The 20,666-nt window shown below is 58.3% G+C and carries 21 protein-coding genes and 1 tRNA gene; 13 read left to right on the top strand and 9 right to left on the bottom strand.

The genetic code is table 11. From position 1 onward, the window contains the following. Positions 1-8: 8 nt before the first annotated feature. The gene (locus tag HNQ59_RS09445) at positions 9-1,649 is read right to left on the bottom strand and encodes a methyl-accepting chemotaxis protein (protein ID WP_184038237.1); all 1,641 of its coding nucleotides are present in this window, start codon (positions 1,647-1,649) and stop codon (positions 9-11) included. 261 nt (positions 1,650-1,910) lie between these two features. Between HNQ59_RS09445 and purT the strand changes: the two genes are divergently transcribed. Beyond that, entirely contained in the window at positions 1,911-3,113 is a 1,203-nt protein-coding gene (gene purT, locus HNQ59_RS09440) for a formate-dependent phosphoribosylglycinamide formyltransferase (RefSeq protein WP_184038234.1), read from the top strand. Continuing rightward, the gene (locus HNQ59_RS09435) at positions 3,113-3,493 is read left to right on the top strand and encodes a group II truncated hemoglobin (RefSeq protein WP_184038231.1); all 381 of its coding nucleotides are present in this window, start codon (positions 3,113-3,115) and stop codon (positions 3,491-3,493) included. The genes purT and HNQ59_RS09435 overlap by 1 nt, the downstream gene beginning before the upstream one ends. A 47-nt stretch (positions 3,494-3,540) precedes the next feature. Here HNQ59_RS09435 and HNQ59_RS09430 read toward each other — a convergent pair whose 3' ends face one another. Further along, on the bottom strand, positions 3,541-4,128 hold the full coding sequence (locus tag HNQ59_RS09430; RefSeq protein ID WP_246490933.1) for a putative metalloprotease CJM1_0395 family protein: 588 nt from the start codon (positions 4,126-4,128) through the stop codon (positions 3,541-3,543). A gap of 338 nt (positions 4,129-4,466) precedes the next feature. Here HNQ59_RS09430 and HNQ59_RS09425 point away from each other — a divergent pair, with 338 nt between their 5' ends. After that, positions 4,467-4,844, top strand: coding sequence for a hypothetical protein (locus HNQ59_RS09425; protein ID WP_184038229.1), 378 nt, complete (start codon positions 4,467-4,469; stop codon positions 4,842-4,844). A 36-nt stretch (positions 4,845-4,880) separates the two neighbouring features. Here the strand turns inward: HNQ59_RS09425 and HNQ59_RS09420 are convergent, their stop codons facing one another. Next, a complete protein-coding gene (locus HNQ59_RS09420) occupies positions 4,881-5,732 on the bottom strand; it encodes a mechanosensitive ion channel family protein (RefSeq protein WP_184038226.1) in 852 nt (283 codons plus the stop codon). A gap of 270 nt (positions 5,733-6,002) precedes the next feature. On the opposite strand from HNQ59_RS09420, the gene rdgB reads away from it, so the two are divergent. From rdgB to HNQ59_RS09375, 10 genes are all read left to right on the top strand, one after another. Then, positions 6,003-6,590: an RdgB/HAM1 family non-canonical purine NTP pyrophosphatase gene (gene rdgB, locus HNQ59_RS09415; RefSeq protein ID WP_184038223.1), complete on the top strand. Its 588-nt coding sequence runs from the start codon at positions 6,003-6,005 to the stop codon at positions 6,588-6,590. Continuing rightward, the gene (gene hemW, locus HNQ59_RS09410; protein WP_184038219.1) at positions 6,587-7,780 is read left to right on the top strand and encodes a radical SAM family heme chaperone HemW; all 1,194 of its coding nucleotides are present in this window, start codon (positions 6,587-6,589) and stop codon (positions 7,778-7,780) included. Before rdgB ends, hemW begins: the two co-directional genes overlap by 4 nt. Then, on the top strand, positions 7,777-8,157 hold the full coding sequence (locus tag HNQ59_RS09405) for a RidA family protein (RefSeq protein WP_184038216.1): 381 nt from the start codon (positions 7,777-7,779) through the stop codon (positions 8,155-8,157). The genes hemW and HNQ59_RS09405 overlap by 4 nt, the downstream gene beginning before the upstream one ends. A 127-nt stretch (positions 8,158-8,284) precedes the next feature. Next, on the top strand, positions 8,285-8,578 hold the full coding sequence (locus HNQ59_RS09400) for a hypothetical protein (protein WP_184038213.1): 294 nt from the start codon (positions 8,285-8,287) through the stop codon (positions 8,576-8,578). Continuing rightward, positions 8,575-10,155: a hypothetical protein gene (locus HNQ59_RS09395; RefSeq protein WP_184038210.1), complete on the top strand. Its 1,581-nt coding sequence runs from the start codon at positions 8,575-8,577 to the stop codon at positions 10,153-10,155. Before HNQ59_RS09400 ends, HNQ59_RS09395 begins: the two co-directional genes overlap by 4 nt. Then, entirely contained in the window at positions 10,152-11,171 is a 1,020-nt protein-coding gene (locus HNQ59_RS09390) for a PoNe immunity protein domain-containing protein (RefSeq protein ID WP_184038207.1), read from the top strand. The genes HNQ59_RS09395 and HNQ59_RS09390 overlap by 4 nt, the downstream gene beginning before the upstream one ends. 213 nt (positions 11,172-11,384) lie before the next feature. Beyond that, positions 11,385-12,065, top strand: coding sequence for a PoNe immunity protein domain-containing protein (locus HNQ59_RS09385; protein ID WP_484484292.1), 681 nt, complete (start codon positions 11,385-11,387; stop codon positions 12,063-12,065). 236 nt (positions 12,066-12,301) lie between these two features. Beyond that, on the top strand, positions 12,302-13,756 hold the full coding sequence (locus tag HNQ59_RS09380; RefSeq protein ID WP_184038201.1) for a catalase: 1,455 nt from the start codon (positions 12,302-12,304) through the stop codon (positions 13,754-13,756). Positions 13,757-13,811: 55 nt separating this feature from the next. Beyond that, positions 13,812-13,937, top strand: coding sequence for a hypothetical protein (locus tag HNQ59_RS19810; protein WP_281397199.1), 126 nt, complete (start codon positions 13,812-13,814; stop codon positions 13,935-13,937). 154 nt (positions 13,938-14,091) lie between these two features. Continuing rightward, positions 14,092-14,562 (top strand): Dps family protein, encoded by a 471-nt coding sequence (locus tag HNQ59_RS09375; protein ID WP_184038199.1) that lies wholly within the window; start codon positions 14,092-14,094, stop codon positions 14,560-14,562. 72 nt (positions 14,563-14,634) lie between these two features. Here the strand turns inward: HNQ59_RS09375 and HNQ59_RS09370 are convergent. The 6 genes from HNQ59_RS09370 to HNQ59_RS09345 all read right to left on the bottom strand — a co-directional run bounded on the left by HNQ59_RS09370 (position 14,635) and on the right by HNQ59_RS09345 (position 20,644). Next, positions 14,635-14,721, bottom strand: a tRNA-Leu gene (locus HNQ59_RS09370). A 227-nt stretch (positions 14,722-14,948) separates the two neighbouring features. Further along, on the bottom strand, positions 14,949-16,001 hold the full coding sequence (locus HNQ59_RS09365) for a porin (RefSeq protein ID WP_184038196.1): 1,053 nt from the start codon (positions 15,999-16,001) through the stop codon (positions 14,949-14,951). Between the two features lie 197 nt (positions 16,002-16,198). Beyond that, complete coding sequence (locus HNQ59_RS09360; RefSeq protein WP_184038193.1) at positions 16,199-17,344, bottom strand: ABC transporter ATP-binding protein; 1,146 nt, start codon at positions 17,342-17,344, stop codon at positions 16,199-16,201. After that, the gene (nagZ, locus tag HNQ59_RS09355; RefSeq protein WP_184038191.1) at positions 17,341-18,858 is read right to left on the bottom strand and encodes a beta-N-acetylhexosaminidase; all 1,518 of its coding nucleotides are present in this window, start codon (positions 18,856-18,858) and stop codon (positions 17,341-17,343) included. Before nagZ ends, HNQ59_RS09360 begins: the two co-directional genes overlap by 4 nt. 17 nt (positions 18,859-18,875) lie before the next feature. Further along, positions 18,876-19,757, bottom strand: a complete 882-nt coding sequence (locus tag HNQ59_RS09350) for a carbohydrate ABC transporter permease (protein WP_343074230.1) — start codon at positions 19,755-19,757, stop codon at positions 18,876-18,878. A gap of 8 nt (positions 19,758-19,765) precedes the next feature. Continuing rightward, the gene (locus HNQ59_RS09345) at positions 19,766-20,644 is read right to left on the bottom strand and encodes a carbohydrate ABC transporter permease (RefSeq protein WP_184038189.1); all 879 of its coding nucleotides are present in this window, start codon (positions 20,642-20,644) and stop codon (positions 19,766-19,768) included. Positions 20,645-20,666 lie beyond the last annotated feature (22 nt).

Below are 20,666 nucleotides of genomic sequence, written 5' to 3'. Positions count from 1 at the left end.
AGCCTACCTCAGCTTGTGTGAATGCGGAAGCGTCTAACCAGCGAATCCAGTGTCTCTGCTGTCTCCCGCAATCTGCTTGCCAAGTGGGTGGTTTGACGGATGGCATTGCTGTTTTCATCGCTCATCTGCGCAATTTGCTCGATGTTCTGTGCAATTTGCGTGCTCGCGGCACTTTGCTCGGCAATGGCGGTCGAGATCTCTGCCATCTTGCTGGTGGTGGCGGATGAGAAATGGCTGATTTCATCCAGCGAGCTGCTGACCTGCTCAGTAAGGGTGACCCCTTTGTTCACCCGTTCGCTGGCATCGCTCATGCTGCGCACGGCAGAGTGTGTATCTTGTTGCACCGCATCAATCACCCGGGAGATTTCCGCAGTGGCCTGGCTGGTGCGCTCCGCCAGCTTGCGGACTTCATCGGCAACCACGGCGAAACCACGCCCTTGTTCCCCGGCCCGGGCGGCCTCGATGGCTGCATTCAGGGCCAGCAGATTGGTCTGGTCGGCAATGTCCTTGATAACCTGTGCAATGCCGCCGATTTCCTGGGAGCGTTGACTGAGTGAGCCGATGACCTGGGTGGATTGCGAGATGACATCGGCAATGAGCTTGATTTCCTTTGATGTGGTATTGGCAATGTCTGTGCTTTTCCGGCTCAGATCCAGGCCCATCTTGGCGTCGTACTCCACATCGCGCGAATTGCTGGCCACCAGGCCGATGCTGACTGTCATCTGTTCAACTGCCGCAGCTGTCGAGGAAGCCGCCTCGACCTGCATGCCGGAAGCCTTGGAAACCTGTTCCGAAGCGTTATTCAGATTCAGCGAGGCATCACGCAGCTCGGCTGCGCTACGCTGAGCCTCATTCAATGCCAGCCGCAGGCTTTCGATCAGATTGTTGAAGGCGTGGGAGGTGTGGCTGATCTCATCATTACCTATCGATGGGATCTTGCGGGTCAGATCGCCGCTCTGTTCGATATCGGCCATGATAACCTGCAGATCACCCAATGGTTTCGTGATCGAGCGGGCGATCAGCCAGGCAGCCACCAAACCCAAAGCAATCGCCACGAAGCTGATAGTCAATGCTGTCTGGGTCGAGATCTTGGCGGCGATCAAGGTGCTGTCGGCTTTGTCTTGGGCCTGTTGCAGCTGCAATGCCTGGAATTTGCCAATGCCTTCTTCCATCTCATGGATGGGCTTCTTGAAAGCGGACATGGCCTTGTTCGCTTCCTCCGGGCTGGGGTAACTGTTGCTCTTGACGCCTTCGTGGACCTTGCTGAAGCCGGTGCTATAAGCCGCCATCGATTCGTCGAACTGCTTCATTATGTCCTTACCATCATCACCCACCAAGGTGGCGATCTTCGATTCGGACTCTTTGAACTGCGCCAGTGCTTTGTCCCATTTCTGCTTGTACTCTTCCACCTTGGCGGCATCTTGCAGATTGATGATCAGGTCTTTCTCGAAGCGCCGCAGCAGCATGGATCGATACAGCATGTCAGATGCACCCAGACCGGCAGCGATCTGTTTGTTGACCAATTGTTCAATGTCACTACGTTGTCGAACACCCGCCATGAAACTCAGTACAGACGTGATGATCAGTAACGCGATCAATAAACCGAATCCGAGCGCAATGCGCCCGCCGATGCGAAGATTTGCAATCATTCCGAAGGACTCCGATGACGGATAATGAGTTCTCTTGTTATAGCTGCTTTTTGGGCAAGCGCAGCCGAGCTTTCAGGCTGGCGGTCGTTGGATTACGTTGGCATGGTCGCGTGGCTCGTGTTGATCTGATTCAGGCCCCGTTGACGGAAAGGCTATGAAACATCAGCGACAGCGCCTAGAATCGCCCTCGAATGAAAACAGCCCGCCAGAGCGCCACCCAGCTTGGGGGTGGGCATTGTATATCAATATCCGGAGAAGGTTATGCGAATTGGAACCCCACTGACGAGTGGAGCGACCCGTGTCATGCTGCTGGGCAGTGGCGAATTGGGCAAAGAGGTGATCATTGCGCTGCAGCGCCTAGGTGTGGAGGTCATCGCAGTGGATCGCTACCCGCACGCGCCGGGACATCAGGTGGCCCATCGCTGGCACGCCATCAATATGGCTGATCCGCTCGCATTGCGGCAGCTGGTGGAGCAAGAGCGCCCGCACCTGATCGTGCCGGAGATTGAAGCCATTGCCACCGACATGTTGCTGGAGATCGAACAAGCTGGCTTGGCCGAGGTCATCCCAACCGCCCGCGCAGCACAGTTGACGATGAATCGGGAAGGTATTCGCCGGCTGGCGGCGGAAACCCTGGGCCTGCCGACCTCGCCTTATGCGTTTGCAGATAGCCTGGCCGCCTTGCAGGCCGCCATTGATCAAGGGATCGGCTACCCCTGCCTGGTCAAGCCGGTCATGTCTTCATCGGGCAAGGGCCAATCCACTGTGTATGGCCCGGACGAGGTGGCTGCGGCGTGGGACTACGCGGCATCCGGTGGCCGGGTGAACCAAGGGCGCGTGATCGTAGAAGGTTTCATCGATTTCGACTATGAAATCACCCAGTTGACAGTAAGGGCCAGTGACGCGGCGGGTGGCATCGAAACCCATTTCTGCGAGCCGGTCGGCCATGTGCAGGTCAAGGGGGATTATGTCGAAAGCTGGCAACCCCAGCCGATGAGCCAGACTGCCTTGTTAAAGGCGCGGGAGATCGCCAAGGCGGTGACGGATAACCTGGGTGGTCGGGGCCTGTTCGGTGTTGAATTGTTTGTGAAGGGCGATCAGGTCTGGTTCTCAGAGGTCAGCCCGCGCCCGCATGATACCGGCCTGGTCACACTGTGCTCGCAACGCTACTCGGAATTCGAGTTACATGCACGGGCCATTCTGGGCTTGCCTGTTGATACCCGCATGCAACAGCCTGGCGCCTCGGCGGTGATCTATGGTGGCGTGGATGCAGCAGGCATTGCCTTTGATGGCGTGGCTGACGCGTTATCGGTGCCGGAATCTGACCTGCGCCTGTTCGGCAAGCCAGAGTCGTTTACCCGTCGGCGGATGGGGGTGGCCTTGGCCAATGGCGAGACCATCGACATCGCCCGTGAGCGGGCCAAGCTGGCGGCGTCCCGTGTCGCACCGGTCGAGGTGAAATGATGGCAGAGTTGACCCCCTATGAACTGCTGGGCGGCGAGGCCGTGGTGCGGCAGCTGGTGGATCGCTTCTATGACCATATGGAAACCGACCCACGCGTCAAGCCGCTGCGGGACATGCACCCGGAAGACCTGACCAGCTCACGCGAAAAGCTGTTCATGTTTCTGTCTGGCTGGCTGGGCGGCCCGGATCTGTTCATCCAGAAATTCGGCCACCCTATGCTGCGTGCTCGCCACATGCCCTTCCCGGTGGATGAGGAAGCACGGGATCAATGGATATTGTGCATGCTGCAGGCCATGGCAGAAGTCCCGATGGATGACGCGCTACGTGAGCATCTGGAGGTGTCATTCTGGAAAACCGCCGACTTCATGCGAAATCGGTGAGCGTGCAGGTTCTGTTGCCATAGCGGCACCGGAACCTGATTGCCTGATCATGCAGAGATGTCAAACAGCGGCGCGTTCGGCTCGCCAGTGTAGCTGCGGATGGCTGCATTGCGTTCGCCATTCAGCGCCTTGCTGACGGCATTTTCCTGCTGCCGCTGCTGTGTTTGCTCAGCGCGGGCTTGCCACTCCATCTGGGTGGCCAGGGCAGCGATGGATCGATCCTGTGACGAGGGATCTGCAGGCGCCAATGCGGCTCGGCGGATCAGCTGCGCCTTTTCGATTGTCTGCTCGGGCGTCTTGCCCTCCGCCGTATCGATGCTGACCTCGCCGCCGATAGCATAGTTCTGGCCGTCCGGCCCACGTTGATAGACATAGCTCGGCCCGCCTTGCGCCAAGCCACCGCTGGCGGCGATATGCGCCAGTTCATGAGCTTTCACTTGCTGATCCCGCTGCTGTAGGCGCCGGATGGCTTGTTGCTCGGCACGCTCTTGCTTGGCGGGGTCAGCCTGGGTGCCGATCTGCAAGGGCGGGGTGGCCAATGACGCGGCGCACATGGCGCAGCTGCAGCCTGGGCTGTGCAGGCTGGCTGAGGTGGCAAATGAAATGGCCGGTGAGGCAAGGCTGGTGTGGATCATGAGCGGGCCGCTGCGGGCGCTGCTGCCATGGTTCCGGCACAGCGCCGTGAAGTCATGTCAATCAAACCGCGATATCGACGATCACGTCCGTTGTATCCAGTATAGCCTTGAATTCAGATCGAAACAGCTCTAGGCCCGGTGTTCGGCCATTGCCTGTCAATGAAATGTTTTGATGCTATGGTTGTATTTGTCCTGTCCATGTCTGGCCAGGGTGGAGGGTGTTCTGTTGTAGGTTCGAAATGATTGAATGATACGTAAATAGACATATTGGCAGGTGGATCAGGGAATACTAATATTAAGTACAGATAGGGGCGGTTCAACCTGTCAAGGAGGTTGTGATGCGCTGGCGAATCATGATGCTGGTCTGTGGCTGGGTTGTGGTGCAACCTTGCTGCCAGCTCGCTGCCGCTGAAATCGACGCTGAGGCGGTGCAGCTGAATGATAGTCCGCATGTCATCGTTGACCCGCCACCCAACCCGATCGCCATCCCTCTGAAGATCCGCCTGGTTGATCCTGACCTGATGCCAGCCTTACCCTTGTCCTTACAGCCCAAGCCGGGTTTTTTGATCGACTCCCCGCCAGACCCGATCGCCCAGGCAAAAGATCAGGAGCTGCGAAAAGCCATGGCGCGGCGGATCGAGGTGCAGCTGGGTGGTGAGCGGATGAAAGTACGTATCCGCAGGCGCGGTATCTATCTGGACTGGAAATTCGACTAGGTGGTGACACTGCACCACCTCCAAGCCCCAAGCCCATCAGGGTGCTGACCCGCATGTTTCAGTGGGGGGCTGGGCGGGTGCCTGCCAGGCCTTCAGGAAGGCTTTCAGAATGCGCTGCTCGGCATGGCTGCGGCCTTGTAGTGGCAACGGCACCTGCAGCTCCAGATCGAGCTGCTCATGGTCATGCCAACGTATGCGCACCCACGGCCCCACCCCTGGCATATCAAATGAGCGGCTGCGTTCCAGCATCTCCACATGCAGGTTCACCTGTTCCAGATAAGGCTGGCACTCAGCGTTGGCTGCTTCCAGCAGTAAGCGTTCTGCCCGCTGCCAATCATCTGTCACCGACAGCGGAACGGTGATCAGATGCAAGGTGTGCTCACCCAGCAGGGCGTCGTTGAATGCGGGTTGGCCGAACAGCAGGCTGTTGGGAATGGTCGCCAGGCGGGCGACGGAGCTTTGCCCGCTGGCCTGCTTGCTGACCAGCAAGGTGGTGGACAGCAGGTTGAGATCCACGACTTTGCCCTTGACGCCGTTCAGCTCCACCATGTCCCCCACATCAAAGGCGCGTGAGCTGGTGCGATAGACCGCGCCCACCAAGCACATGATCAGCTCGCGGGTGGCTACTACCAGGGCTGCCGCCACTGCCACCACGGACACGGCAAAAGTGCGGATCTCGCTGCCCCAGATGAAAACCAGCCCGAATACGAACAGCAACAGCCCTGCATTCCGTAAACTGACCAGCCAGCGGCGACGCACCTCGATCGACAGATCCTCGCGGGCCTGTACGGCACGGCGGATCAAGATCCGCAGCAGTAGCAGCAGCAAGGCCAGCAGACCACTGCTGAGCAGATCGACAAGAATGGCTTTATCGTACAGTGCGGGCATGGTGAATCATCTCGTTGGAATCGGGTGGCGGGCGGCCAGCCTGATTCTCTCCTGGCGCCGCCCGCATCAGCGTTTCGCCCGCTGGTAGCCGACACAGAGTTGCGGTAACCTTCGGGCTTGATCGATTGGCGAGTGTATAGCCGATTGGCCTGCACCACCAAGCGCCAACCGGATGGCGGGCGTGTTGCCCTGTCGTCTGGCGGGTGGTCAGCATGCGGTACCCGTGTATTCGGGCGGGCCGACTGTCCAAGCTGTTTTCAGGATTTCCCTATGAACAAAATCGTCATTGCCAGCAACAATGCGGGCAAGTTACGTGAATTCCACGCCTTGTTGTCCCCCTTGGGTTACGAGCCTATTCCACAAGGCGCGCTGAATGTGCCCGAAGCCGAGGAGCCACATTGCACCTTTGTGGAAAACGCCTTGGCCAAAGCCCGCCATGCCGCTCGCCTGACTGGCCTGCCCGCCCTGGCGGATGACTCGGGCATCTGTGTTGATGCGCTGGGTGGCGCACCGGGCGTCCATTCCGCACGTTACGCGGGCGAGCCCAAAGCCGATGCCCGCAACAACGCAAAACTGCTGGCCGAATTGGCGGGCCAGCCCAACCGGCGTGCCCACTACTACTGTGTGCTGGTCTTTGTGCGCCATGCCGATGACCCGCAACCCATCATTGCCGAGGGTGAATGGCAGGGTGAGATCCTGACCACGGCGCAAGGGGAGGGGGGCTTCGGCTATGATCCCTTGTTCTGGGTGGCTGCCGAGCAGGCCACCGTGGCGGAGCTGGGTGCCGACATCAAGAACAGCCTGTCACATCGTGGCCAGGCCCTGCAGGCCCTGGTCAAGCGGTTGCAAGCAGCATGAGCGGTATCGCCATGCCTAGCGGGCGCCGTCATTGGCAGCTACAGGCGCTGCCGCCCTTGGCTTTGTATATCCACCTGCCCTGGTGTGTACGCAAATGCCCCTATTGCGACTTCAACTCGCACGAGTCACGTGGCGAGCTGCCCGAAGCCAGCTATCTGGATGCGCTGGTGCGTGATCTGGAGCTGGCCTTGCCCTCGATCTGGGGGCGGCGGGTGGTTTCGATCTTTTTCGGGGGCGGCACCCCCAGCCTGTTCTCGGCTGCTGGGCTGGATCGCCTGCTATGCGACATCCGGGCGAGGGTGCAGCTGCACGCCGACGCCGAGATCACCCTGGAGGCCAACCCAGGCACCTTCGAGGCCGCCAAGTTCCGCGACTACCGTGCGGCGGGCATCAACCGTCTGTCGATCGGCATCCAGAGCTTCAACCCCCGGCATCTCCAGGCATTGGGGCGCATCCATGATGATCGCGAGGCACGTCGTGCCATCGAGATCGCCCACCAGCACTTCGACAATTTCAACCTCGACCTGATGTATGCCTTGCCAGCGCAGACCCTGGACGAAGCTGAACAGGATTTGCGCGCCGCCATCGCCATGGGCTCCACCCACCTGTCGGCCTATCACCTGACCCTGGAGCCCAACACCCTGTTCTATCGTTACCCGCCAGCGCTGCCCGACGATGAATTGTCGGCGGACATGCAGGAGATGGTCGAACAGACGCTGGCCGAGGCTGGTTTCGATCACTACGAAACATCGGGCTTTGCCAAGCCTGGCCGGCATTGTCGGCACAATCTGAACTATTGGCAGTTTGGTGATTACCTGGGCATCGGTGCCGGGGCGCACTCCAAACTGTCGTTTCATGACCGTATCGTGCGCGAAATGCGTTACAAGCAACCCGCCCAATATCTGCAGCAGATCGCGGCGGGCACGCCTATCCAGGAACAGCGACATGTCACGCTGGATGAGCTGCCCTTCGAATTCATGATGAATCTGCTACGGCTGACCGGTGGGTTCGAGCCCCAACTGTTTGCCGAGCGCACCGGCCTGCAGTTGACCAGCATCGAGGCCGCTTTGCAGGTTGCCGAGCAAAAGGGCCTGATCACACGCGACCACACCAGCATTCGCCCCACGCTGGCTGGCCAGCGTTATCTCAATGATTTACTCCAACTTTTCCTGATCGAGGAGACACCATGAAAAAAGAAATCATCGCTACCGAACACGCCCCCAAGGCCATCGGCACTTATTCGCAAGCTGTCGTGGCGGGCAGCACCGTCTACCTGTCCGGCCAGATCGGCCTGGACCCGCAGACCATGCAGATGGCGGAAGGCTTCGAAGCCCAGACCCATCAGATGTTCAAGAACCTGCGCGCCGTGTGCGAAGCAGCCGGGGGCACCACCCGTGACATCGTCAAGCTGAACGCCTACCTGACCGACCTGGGCAATTTCAGCAAATTCAACGAAATCATGTCGCAATACTTTGCCGAGCCCTATCCCGCCCGTGCGGCCATCGGCGTGGCCAGCCTGCCGCGCGGCGGCGTGGTCGAGGCCGATGCGATCATGGTATTGAGCTGATTCCATCACTCGAAGTAACGCAGCGGGCTTGGGCTGGATTGCCCGCCCGCTGCGGTCTGCAGAAGCACCGGTGCTTGTGCATTGGCGGCACCTCAGATCATGACAACGATCAAGGGAGCAACGTGGTATGCAGATTCCACCCGGTGGATGTGTGGTGCATTTTGGTGAAGACCCCGCGCCATATCGACCGCTTGTCGAACTTCCCGCCAACCCGCTGTTGGGTAGCAAAGCATCGAGCTATGAAGAGGCATTCACCAATCTGCAGCGGCATTACGCCGCATTCGAGTCGTTCTGGACCGAGCAGGTCACAGCGGAGCAGCTCGACTATTGTGCCCAACTGGCCCTTGGGGACAGTGCCGGTGATGACCTCGCCCTTTGGCTTCCCGAGGGCTTTCTGGACAGCCAGGCAGATAAAACATGAGTGGCCCAGGTACCGTTGCCTTTTCCAGCAGCATGCGGCACGTCGGCCAAGCGGCCAGCAGTTCCTCCTCTCCGAGCTCCTGGTTTGACGAGGCCTGGTCTGCCGCCAAGCAATTCGTCAAAGGCGAATACGACGGCCCAGCGGCCATGTTGTTGGACGTGGTATTGGGCATGGTGCCGGTGGTCGGGCAGGCCATCGATGCACGAGACATCATCCTTGGCTTGATTGACATCGCAGATCAGCCTGACGGGTACGAAGCCTGGTTCAACTTCATCACCGCCTTGATCGGCGTGGTGCCAGGCGGGGGCGACGCCATCAAACGCGCTCTGCGCACCATCAGGAAAGGGCATGCGCCGGCGAGCGAGCTGTTGTCCATGCTGCGCCGACTGGGCCGTGGCAACCCTGAGCAGGCCGTGCTCGATATGCTCGATGTGTCAAAGCTGCAGCCTCACATCAAGACATTGACCGACACCCTGAAGAGCAATCGACTGGTAGAGGCGCTGGATGCCCATACCCGGCAACGGATCACCACCACCGTCAACAACCTGCAGCACAGCCTGAACCACCAATTCAGCAAATTTTCTGCTGAAGTGCGGGGCTGGCTCAAAAAACAGCCAAACAACGCCGCCGAGCCCGACTATGTCAGCAAGAGCGCACCCAGGCAGGCGGACAAGCCCAACGCCAAAGGCGGCACCGCCAGCCAGTCGAAAGAGCACAGCAGTGTCGCCCATGCTGACCGATACAATGCCTTTACCGCCGCCACCTCGACACTGGCCCAGCATAGCCTGTACTTCAAAGGCGTGCTGGGCGAGCACATGGCGGATTACTGGGTGGTCGAGCAAGGCTGGGCCGCAGGCTGGGTGGCACACGACCGAGGCCAGGACGGCAGATGGACGAACCAAGACCCCAAGGCACCCCGTAAGCTCAATGACAATGGCGCAATGACGCCATTGTGGCCCCTGACCACGCGTGGCCGTGGGATCGACGCCGTATGGCGCACCAACCGCCAAAATGGCAAGCCATATGCGGTGATCGAGGCCAAAGCCTACACCGACCCGAAAACACCCTTGAGCGCAATGCTCAGCGACGTTCAGGACAAGCAGGAATTTGAAGCTTATAAACAGTTGACCCGGGATTGGAAAAAGCAACAACCGAGCAGCAAAGGGCGCAGCACAAAGCGTGGGGACAAACGCCTGGAGCAACCTACCCGCCAGACCCCATCCACTCCACCTCCTCGGAAGCCTGATCCGCAGGTGATGCAGATGAGTCATGTGTGGATTCGGGATCGTCTTGTCAAGGCCACAGGAGATCCTTTAGCACTACGTGATTTACTTCGCAATTCCAAAGTTATGCCATATACACGGCACGTTTTGCTGTTCAGCATAGAGGAGATATTTGAGCATACTGTGGCGGTATTTAATTGGTTCAAATATTTACAAGGAGAAGGGCAGGCACCCAAAGACAGTGAACACGCCATACATAAGGCGACGTGTATTTTTGATGATGCTAAATTGGATGCTGAGGAGCGCCGTAGGAAGGTAGCCCGAAGTGAAAAGGCCAAAAGAGGATCAACATGACCCAACCACCATCTCTTTTCAACCTGCCCTCTGATTTTGAAAAACGTAAGCGGCAGCCCTTCCTCTTCGAAAACTATTACCGAAACTATATGCAGTGGTTTCAAGAAGGGATAGTTATCGATTTTAAAGAAGATATTCCTGAGCTGACGTCACCTGATCGTTTGGCACTTGCTTGGCATACACACGGCAATATGCTCCTGGACGCCCTGTATCTACGTTATACAGCTGGGGAGTCAATCAATGACCTGCCTGTGATGCTTGATGAGATCATCCAGTGCTACGAGGAGGGCGGTAAGCATGTGCGTCTACAGTACGCGGACCCGACCTACCCGGCATTCGATCTGGCCTATCTGGATGATTATGTCCGCTATGTCGGCTTGCTGTCGCTGGCGATCCTGCTGCATCGGGAAGACCTGATCCCGCGCCTGCATGGCCTGATCGTGGGCTCGGAGTATGACCAGGACGATGCCTTGGTGGAGGAGCTGCTGAGCCGTTACCTGCCTGGGCGCCCTTATCTGGATACCTTCTATCACGACGAGCCCTACGAGCCACTGTTGGATGCGACGGCTGGTGATACAGCAGAAGAGCGGCTGGCGGATCTGAAGACCTATTTGAAGAAGTGGTATGGCGGCATGAAGGGCACGGGCTGGTACAACGCCCATAAAGGCATGACTGACGAAGGCATGGGTGGGTATTTCGGTTATTGGGCATGGGAGGCCGGGGCGATTGCTTACCTGCATGGCATCAATGATACGACCATTGATTCGATGTACTACCCGAAAGACTTGGTGGCCTACGCCCGCGCTGGGGGGCCGCCACCCGCCGACCTATCCGCTGCTGAGCCTGTATTACGGCTGCGCTGCGAAGCTGGACAGCCTTGCCCGCGCAGCGGGTACTGGACATCCCCGGCCTGCAAAGGGGGCGGGCGTCAGTTCCAACAGGGAGAGGTGATGCCGGTGATCGAAGGCAACGCCTGGGGCGCGACCATCTGGTACTGGGAGGAGACAGGGCAATGATGGGCGAGGTGGTGCAGTTCATACAGCTGAGTCAAGAGGGTTGATATGACCCAACCACCATTACCTTCCAACTATCTGACTGGTTTTATGGAGAGGAAGCGCCAAGTATTTCTCTTCGAGGCCTATTACAAAAATTATCAACAATTTTTCATATCACAGCTTTTGCCTGTTCATAAGCAAAATCTGATTGATAACCAAGGCAACCCTGCTTGGATGGCTGATGTATATGCCACCTACGCCTTTGATCTCTTCAATTACTGGCAATTGCGCTATACCGGTGGAGAGAGCATTGTAGTGCTGCGTCAGGAAATCGATCAGGTCATGGATCTCTACGAGAAGAAAGCCTTGTTCGAGCGGGAGGCCAAGGCCGACCCGACCTATCCGGCATTCGATCTGGCCTATCTGGATGATTATGTCCGCTATGTCGGCTTGCTCTCGCTGGCGATCCTGCTGCACCGGGAAGACCTGATCCCGCGCCTGCATGGCCTGATCGTGGGCTCGGAGTATGACCAGGACGATGCCTTGGTGGAGGAGCTGCTGAGCCGTTACCTGCCTGGGCGCCCTTATCTGGATACCTTCTATCACGACGAGCCCTACGAGCCACTGCTGGATGCGACGGCTGGTGATACGGCAGAAGAGCGGCTGGCGGATCTGAAGACCTATTTGAAGAAATGGTATGGCGGCATGAAAGGCACGGGCTGGTACAACGCCCATAAAGGCATGACTGACGAAGGTGGTGGTGGTTACGATGGCTATTGGGCATGGGAGGCCGGGGCGATTGCTTACCTGCATGGCATCGATGATACGACCATTGATTCGATGTACTACCCGAAAGACTTGGTGGCCTACGCCCGCGCTGGGGGGCCGCCACCCGCCGACACACAGCTCGCCTGACCCTTTCTTTTTTTCAGCACACTGAACACGTTCGATACGGTATCCGCTACGACCTATGAGGCGGTGGGCGGTGGGGCATTGCTTTTTGATAGTCAGTAACTATTAATAATTAAAAATCATTATATTTTTACAATGATCAAATTTGGACTAATCTTCATCTGTCGGTGAACTGCTACGGCGGCGGTATCTCCAAGGGTTTCCCATCGCATCCACTGATCATGATGAAAGGAAAGAAGATGAGTGACAGCAAAAAATTGACGACGGCGGCAGGTGCGCCGGTTGTGGACAATCAAAATGTGATGACGGCAGGGCCGCGTGGCCCACAGTTGTTGCAGGATGTCTGGTTTCTGGAGAAGCTGTCGCATTTCAACCGTGAGGTGATCCCGGAGCGCCGTATGCATGCCAAGGGCTCGGGGGCGTATGGTACGTTCACGGTGACGCATGACATCACTCGTTTCACCTGTGCCCGTATTTTCTCTGAGGTCGGCAAGAAGACGGAGTTGTTTGCGCGCTTTACGACGGTGGCGGGCGAGCGGGGTGCGGCGGATGCGGAGCGCGATATCCGGGGCTTTGCAGTGAAGTTCTACACCGATGAGGGCAATTGGGACCTGGTGGGGAATAACACGCCGGTGTTTTTCCTGCGTGATCCGCTGAAGTTTCCGGATCTGAATCATGCGGTGAAGCGCGACCCGCGCACCAATATGCGCAGTGCCAAGAACAATTGGGACTTCTGGACGTCGCTGCCGGAGGCATTGCACCAGATCACCATCACCATGTCTGAGCGCGGCATTCCGGCGTCGTATCGGCATATGAACGGCTATGGTTCGCACACTTTCAGTTTCATCAATGCACAGAAAGAGCGTTTCTGGGTGAAGTTCCATTTCAAGACCCAGCAAGGTATTCAGTGCTTGACCGATGCGGAGGCTGAGACGCTGATCGGCAAGGATCGCGAAAGCCATCAGCGTGATCTGTATGAGTCGATCGAGCGGGGTGAGTGGCCGCGCTGGACGCTGTTCGTGCAAGTGATGCCAGAGGCGGACGCCAACCAGGTGGCCTATAACCCGTTTGATCTGACCAAGGTGTGGTCGCACCGGGACTACCCACTGATCGAGGTGGGCGTGATGGAGCTGAACCGTAACCCGGAGAATTTCCATGCTGAGGTTGAGCAGTCGGCCTTCAATCCGGCGAATGTGGTACCAGGCATCGGTTTTTCACCCGACAAGATGTTGCAGGGCCGTTTGTTTGCCTACGGTGATGCGCAACGCTATCGCCTGGGTGTCAATCATCACCAGATTCCGGTGAATGCGCCGCGCTGCCCATTCCACAGCTATCACCGCGATGGCCAGATGCGGGTGGATGGTAATCATGGCGGGATACTTGGCTATGAGCCAAACGACCAAGGGCAGTGGGCGCAGCAGCCTGCATATGCCGAGCCTCCACTGGCGATTCAGGGTGCGGCAGGGCATTGGGATCATCGAGTGGACGATGATTACTACTCGCAGCCCGGCGCGTTGTTCCGGCTGATGTCCCCTAGCCAGCAACAGGCATTGTTCGACAACACGGCGCGCTCGCTGGGTGGGGCGCCCAAGGCGATCCAGCTGCGGCACATCGCCAACTGTCTGAAGGCCGACCCGGCTTATGGCAAGGGGGTGGCCAAGGCATTGGGTATCGCGGAAGGCGAGATCGCCTAGTCCATGAATGTGGCCGGGCCAGAAATCGGCCCGGTCGATCAACAGGAGGATGACCATGCAAAACCCTGCGCATATACACATGACGCTGCGTCTGCAGATGCGCCATTGGATTGGGCTGGCGGTGGTATTGCTGGGCGCGGCCCAGATGATGGCGGATTTGTCCAATCACTTGCCACACTGATTAAGCAGCGGCGATGCCCTGCTGGGCTCCGCGCGGTCGTCTAACCAGTGCGGAGTCTCGGCGGGCGGTTTGAAATCAGGGCTGTAAGGCTAGGCCCATTGCATAGCATAAGATGAGGTGACCGTCGCCTCATTCAACTGATCGGAGGTCCATCATGGATATCAATCTCGGTATTCCCGAAACCCAACGCAAGCAGATTGCGGAAGGGCTATCCCGCCTGCTGGCGGATACTTATACGCTGTATCTGCAAACCCACAATTTTCACTGGAATGTCACCGGCCCAATGTTTCAGACACTGCACCTGATGTTCGAGGCGCAATACAACGAGCTGGCACTGGCGGTGGACCTGATTGCCGAGCGCATCCGCGCGCTGGGCATGCCTGCACCAGGTACGTATGCGGCGTATGCCAAGCTCACCTCGATCAAGGAAGTGGAAGGGGTGCCCAAGGCAAAAGAGATGATCGGCTTGTTGGTGGCGGGTAATGAAGCTGTGGTCAGAACTGCCCGCAGTATTTTTGCGGTGGTCGATGCCGCCAGTGATGAAGCCACTGCCGATCTGCTGACCCAGCGCCTGAATCTGCATGAAAAGAATGCATGGATGCTACGCAGCTTGTTGGAAGAATAAAGTAGATGACCGGCATCGCCTGCAATCTGGGTGGTGTCGGTTGTGCTGAAGTAGATTGGCGAGGTTGCCAGATGGTGCGCCGGAGAGGACTCGAACCTCCACAGCCTTGCGGCCGACAGGACCTAAACCTGTTGTGTCTACCAATTTCACCACCGGCGCAGATGGGGTGAAGCAAGAGAGGCGCGACTATAACAAACCCGTCACGGCTTGTCGAGCCCCTGTATGTTTGCGGCCTTGTTGTCCGGCGGGGCAGTGGCCGGATCTGGGGGCCTGGGACAATAAAAAAAGCGGAGGGCCATGGCTGTGCCCTCCGCGCAACTCACCGGGGACCGGCGAGGGTGACAAACGTTATGGCTGGTGTTGACCAGCCTCAGCAAGCAGTGTGCTTAGAAATAGTACTCAAGGCCCAGCAATACACGGGACTTGTTCCACCAGCCGGTATTCTTGATGTCATGGTTTTTCACATAACGACCGAATACCACCAGTGATGGGTCAAGGAAGGTCAGTGCTTGTACGGCAGTCAACGAGCCGCCCTTGTCGGTGACCGGGCCCTTCAGATCAGCGTTCTTGGCATGGGTGACTTTGAAAATCCAGTCTTCCATTTTGTAGACCGCAGCCAGCTGATAGGTGTTACGGGTGTAGTCGCCCTTGGTGGCGGTGCCCAGGTCGGAACGCAGCTCGGATTTGCCGCGCATCCATACACCATAGGCTGACAGGCCGCCTACGATTGGGGTCTCAAAACCGACCAGGTAGTTGGTGCTGTCGGACACAGCGCTACGCTTGCGGTTGGATTCCAAACCAGCGTGCAGGGTGACCGGGCCCAGTGCCAAGTGGCCCATGCCGCTGACGACGGATGAGTTACGTACTTCAAAGTCGTTCCAGACGTTGCTCTGCTGGCCCACAGGGATGACGCGGTCGCCACGGCCTACCGAGATGGAGCCGGTGAACGGGCCCAATTGGGGTGAGTCATAACGGATCTGGTCAGACAGGCGGACAAAGCTGCCGCCACCGGGTACGGTCGTGGCTTCGACAATCGGGCCAACCCCGCCGTTGGCATAGGGCCAGTCGAGGGTTTCGCCGAAAGGTGTGACCAGACGGCCTACCCGTACTTTACCCATACTGCCTTCGAAGCCTGCCCAGGTGTCACGTGTACCAAAGGTACCGGATTCATAGGTGCGGGCGGTCAGGCCGTTGGGGCCAATGAAACCGGTTTCGATCTGCCAAATGAATTTGGGGCCGCTTTTCAGTTCTTTGCTGCCTTTGAAGCCGATCCGGCTTTCGTTGAGCACCTCATTGTTCTTGTGCCCATCTGCACCTTCGGTGGACATCAGGCCGAACGCAACTACGCCGTAGATATCTACATTTTTGATGTCAGCATGCGCGCCCATCGACAGGCAAGCAGTCGCAACGGCAGCAGCAATCATCTTCAAGTGACGCATGGTTTTCCCTCTCTTATCGTGGTGAGACTCAAACTGACTCCTTCTTCAGCGGCTTGACGGCGCCGCTACGGGCCCAGAGGCCCGAATGCCGTTTCATTCGCACTGGTCGGCAGACTTCAGGTATCGCAATGCCCCTCCAGATCCTGAAATCCAACCCTGTCTGCCGACTAATATGGGTGCGTGGTGAGTCGCTCCCTTCAGGCGGCAACGTTCTTTTTGCCATCATCCACATGCCATGCCGACCCCGGTAGCGGGGGCAGGGCGCGGCCTTCGCGGTCGAACAGATGGCAGCAACGAGTGTTCAATTCGATCTTGATCTTGTCGCCGACGCGGTGGTGATGCGCTTCAGGCGCCAGTTTCACGATCAAGAATTCCTTCATGCCCGGCAACTGCACATAGGCAAACAGAGCATCCCCAACGTGTTCCAGCAGATCGACCCTGACCTCGATCCCCTTGCCTGTGGTGCACTCGTGCACATGCTCGGGGCGCAGCCCCAGGGTGACTTGCTGGCCCAGTTTCAGCTTCTGGCCGTCCAGCGGGACTTTGAACAAGGTGTTGTCCGGCAGCCGCAAGGTGACGCCGCTGGCATGAACCGTGTCCACGGTGCTGCTCAGCAGGTTCATCTTGGGCGAGCCCAGAAAGCTTGCCACGAACAGATTACGTGGCCGATCATACAGCTCAAGCGGGGTGCCGATCTGTTCGATCCGCCCTTGGTTGAAGACACAGATGCGATCACCCAGGGTCATGGCCTCCACCTGATCATGGGTGACGTAGATCATGGTGGTCTTCAGTTTGCGATGCAGCTTGGACAGCTCTACCCGCATCTGGACGCGCAGGGAGGCATCGAGGTTGGACAGCGGCTCGTCAAACAGGAACACCTTGGGTTGACGGACGATGGCACGCCCAATGGCAACCCGCTGGCGCTGCCCGCCCGACAAGGCTTTGGGCTTACGGTCGAGCAGGTGGGTGATCTGCAACACTTCGGCGGCCCAGTTCACCCGCTCTTTGATGTCCCGCTCTGGTTGTTGGGACAAGCGCAGCCCGAATGCCATGTTTTCGAACACGCTCAGGTGCGGGTAGAGCGCATAGCTCTGGAACACCATGGCGACGCCGCGTTTGGCAGGCGGGATGTCGTTGGACAGTTGGTCACCGATATACAGATCGCCAGCAGTGATGTCCTCCAGGCCGGCGATCATCCGCATCAGGGTGGTCTTGCCGCAGCCGGAGGGGCCGACAAAAACCATGAATTCGCCATGTTCGATGGTGAGGTCGACACCGTGCAAGGTGGCGGTGTTGGTGCCTTCGTAGGTCTTTTGCAGGTTGCGCAGGGTGACGCGGCTCATGACAGGCACTCCTGTTCGGTCAAATTGTTGCTGGGCAAAGTCAGGGCGACAGGGGGAATGCCAAGTGGCTGGTGATGGCCATTCAGCGTTTCCAGCAGCGCATTCAGCGCCGCATCACGGAAGCCGAAGGTCACCAGAGCTGGAGCGGCGATGTCCATGACCACGAAGGGGTTCCACAATACCAGGTGCAGGTCCGGATGAAAGGTGGCCTGCTCGCGTGGGCCATAACGTTTGCGCGTGGTCGAGGCCAGGATGTTGACCCGGCCATCGGCAGGCAGGCTGGCCCAGTCGAACTGCTCTGGGCTGTCAAATGTCCACAGATCGACGTCGTATAGCGTCCGCAGCCGCTCTGCCAGCACCGTGGCGCGAATACCGGGCTCAGAGATGCCGTCGCATGGCACGTCCTGCTGTGCAATCAGCCGGACCCTGCTGCCAATGGCGGGAATGGTCGGGTTGCCGATCACCGACAGGGCGCGCATCCACGCTTGTTGCATGATGCCGCGATCGTGTTGCTCCTGAGCGGTGGAGTAGTCCGGCAACAGGATGGGGTAGAGGCCCGCCATCACATTGATCCGCGCCACGCTGGTCAGCGCTTGCTCAGCTGGCAGCTCGCCACTGTCCATGACGGCCTGGATTTCCTGGATTGCACCTTCGATTTCACTGGGGTGCCCCAGCACCAAGGCTAGGTCTGCACCGGCGACCAGGGCGCGGGCGGCGGCCTTGGTCTGGCGATAACGGTCATCGATGGCCTTCATATTGAGGCCGTCGGTGATGACAACGCCCTTGTAGCCCCACTGCGTGCGCAGCAGATCCGTCAGGATGCGGCGTGACAAGGTGGCTGGCCATTCGGCATCCAGCGCGGGGTAGATGATGTGCGCAGACATCAGCATTGGCGCATCGCGCAGCGCATGGAAAGGCTTGAGTTCGAGCGCCTCGATGGCTGCCAGCGGTTTGTCCACTGTCGGCAGGTCGAGATGGGAGTCGACATGGGTATCGCCGTGGCCGGGGAAATGCTTGATACAGCACGCCACGCCGCTGGCATGGCTGCCTGTCATCCAGGCACGGGCCAGCTCGATGGCGCGGCTCGGCTCGGCGCCGAACGAACGTTCACCGATCACTGGATTGTGCGGATTGTTGTTCAGATCCAGCACCGGGCCCAGGTTGATATTGATACCCATCGCCTTGAGCCCGCGCCCGATGGCCGCGCCGACATCCTGTGCCAATTGAGTATCATTGGCGGCACCCAGGCCCATGGCGCTGGGGGCTTGCGGGACGAACAGCGAGCGGAGCACCGCACCCCCTTCCTGATCGACGGCAATCAGGGCGTCTGACCCCATGACATCACGCAGGTCGGCACAAAGGCGGCGGATCTGTTTCATGTCCTGAAAATTGCGGGCAAACAGGCAGATGGCCCGGATGTGATTGCGTCGCAGGAAATCTGCCGTCGCCGGGGTCAGCACGGTGTCGGCGATGTCGCACATCACCAATTGGCCTGGGTGGAGCGGTTTACCCATGTTGGAAAGTCCTCTCATCATTTGACTGCGCCGTCGAAGCCGCGCAGGAAGTAACGTTGAGTGAAGATGAATACGATCAGGATCGGCAGAATGGTGAGAATCGCACCGGCTGCCACCACCCGTGTCTTGAAGCTGAATGCACCAGACAGATACAGCACCCCTACCGACAGCGGGAAGTTGTCAGGGCTTTGCATCACGATCGCCGGCCAGATGTACTGGTTCCACGCGGTCACGGTGGTCAGGATAGTGATCGCACCCAGGGCAGGCAGGGCCAGCGGCATCATGATCTTCCAGAAGATCTGCATCTCAGAAGCACCGTCCACCCGGGCCGCATCGATCAGATCGCCTGGTACCTGCTCAAAAGCCACCTTCATGATGAAGATGTTCACTGCCGTGACAATATTGGGCAACGCCACGCCCAGGTAACTGTCGGTGAGGTGCAGCTTGCTGACAGTGATGAAGTTGACCAGGAAGTTCACTTCGGAAGGCAGGATCATCGTTGCCAGAATGGCGCTGAAAACCAGGTTGCGACCCGGGAACCGCATGCGGGCCAGCGGGTAGGCGGCCAGGCTGGAGACAACGATGGTGCCGATCAAGGTCAGGATGGTGATGGCCAATGAGTTCTTGAAGAACGTCATGACGTTGATGGTCTTGAACACCTCGGCATAGTTGTCGATCGACGCCCCCTTGGGCAGCAGCGGGGGGGGGAATTCATACACATTGCCGGTTGTCGATAATGACACCACCAACGTCCACCACATCGGGTACAGGCAGATTATGGCAATGGCCGACAGCACCAAGTACTGGATCGCGCGCTGCCCGAATTTGCCGCGCAACATGCTTTCCAGGCTGGGTTTCTGCGCAGAGGCAGGATTGACGGTGAGTGTTTGACTGGACATGTTGCGCCTCACTTCTGACGAGGTTGCAGATAACGGAAGTTGACCCAGGCCAGTGCCATGCAGACCAGTGCCACGATGGTGCTGGCAGCCAGCCCGCGACCGAAATCAAGTGACTTGATACCGAACTGGTAGGCATAGAACAAAGCGGTATAGGTCGATTCCGACGGGCCACCCTGGGTCATGATCTGGACTTCCTCGAACGCCTTCAGGGCGGCCAGCGTGGAGAGCACAGAGCACAACAGGATGGTCGGCATCAGCAGGGGGACAGTGATCTTCCAGAACTTTTGCCAGCCATTGGCGCCATCCAATGTGGCGGCTTCATAGACATCCTGTGGGATGGCCTGCAGACCAGCCAGATACATCACCATGTACCAGCCGAGGCCGCGCCAGATGGTGACGAACATGACCGAGAACAGGGCGATACGGTCATCGGACAGAAAACCGATCGGCTCATTGATCATGTGCAGCGCCTGCAGCACCGAATTCAGAATGCCCTCATCGTTGTACATGAAGTTCCACATCAAGCCGATGACCGATACCGAAGTCACCACCGGCACGTAATAAGCAGCGCGGAACAGCTTGATGCCCTTCAGGTTGTTGTTGACCAACACGGCCAGGGCAATCGAGAGCACCTGGATGATCGGTACACACAGCAGATAGAGCAGCGAGTTTTTCAAGCTGTTGAGAAACAACTCGTCATCGAACAGCTCTCGATAATTGTCGAGTCCAACCCACTCTGGGGCGGATATCAGATTGTATTTGGTAAACGACAGGTAGGTGCCGTAGCCGACTGGCCAGAACGAGAACACAGCCAGCAGGATCAATGCCGGGGCCAGAAACAGATAGGCCTGCACGGTTGATTGTACGGAGGTCGATTTGCGTTTCATCATCTCACCTGAAGTTGATGGG

Origin of the sequence: Chitinivorax tropicus (assembly GCF_014202905.1) — a bacterium.
Lineage (GTDB): Bacteria > Pseudomonadota > Gammaproteobacteria > Burkholderiales > SCOH01 > Chitinivorax > Chitinivorax tropicus.
This window is presented reverse-complemented; position numbering and strand designations above follow the sequence as displayed.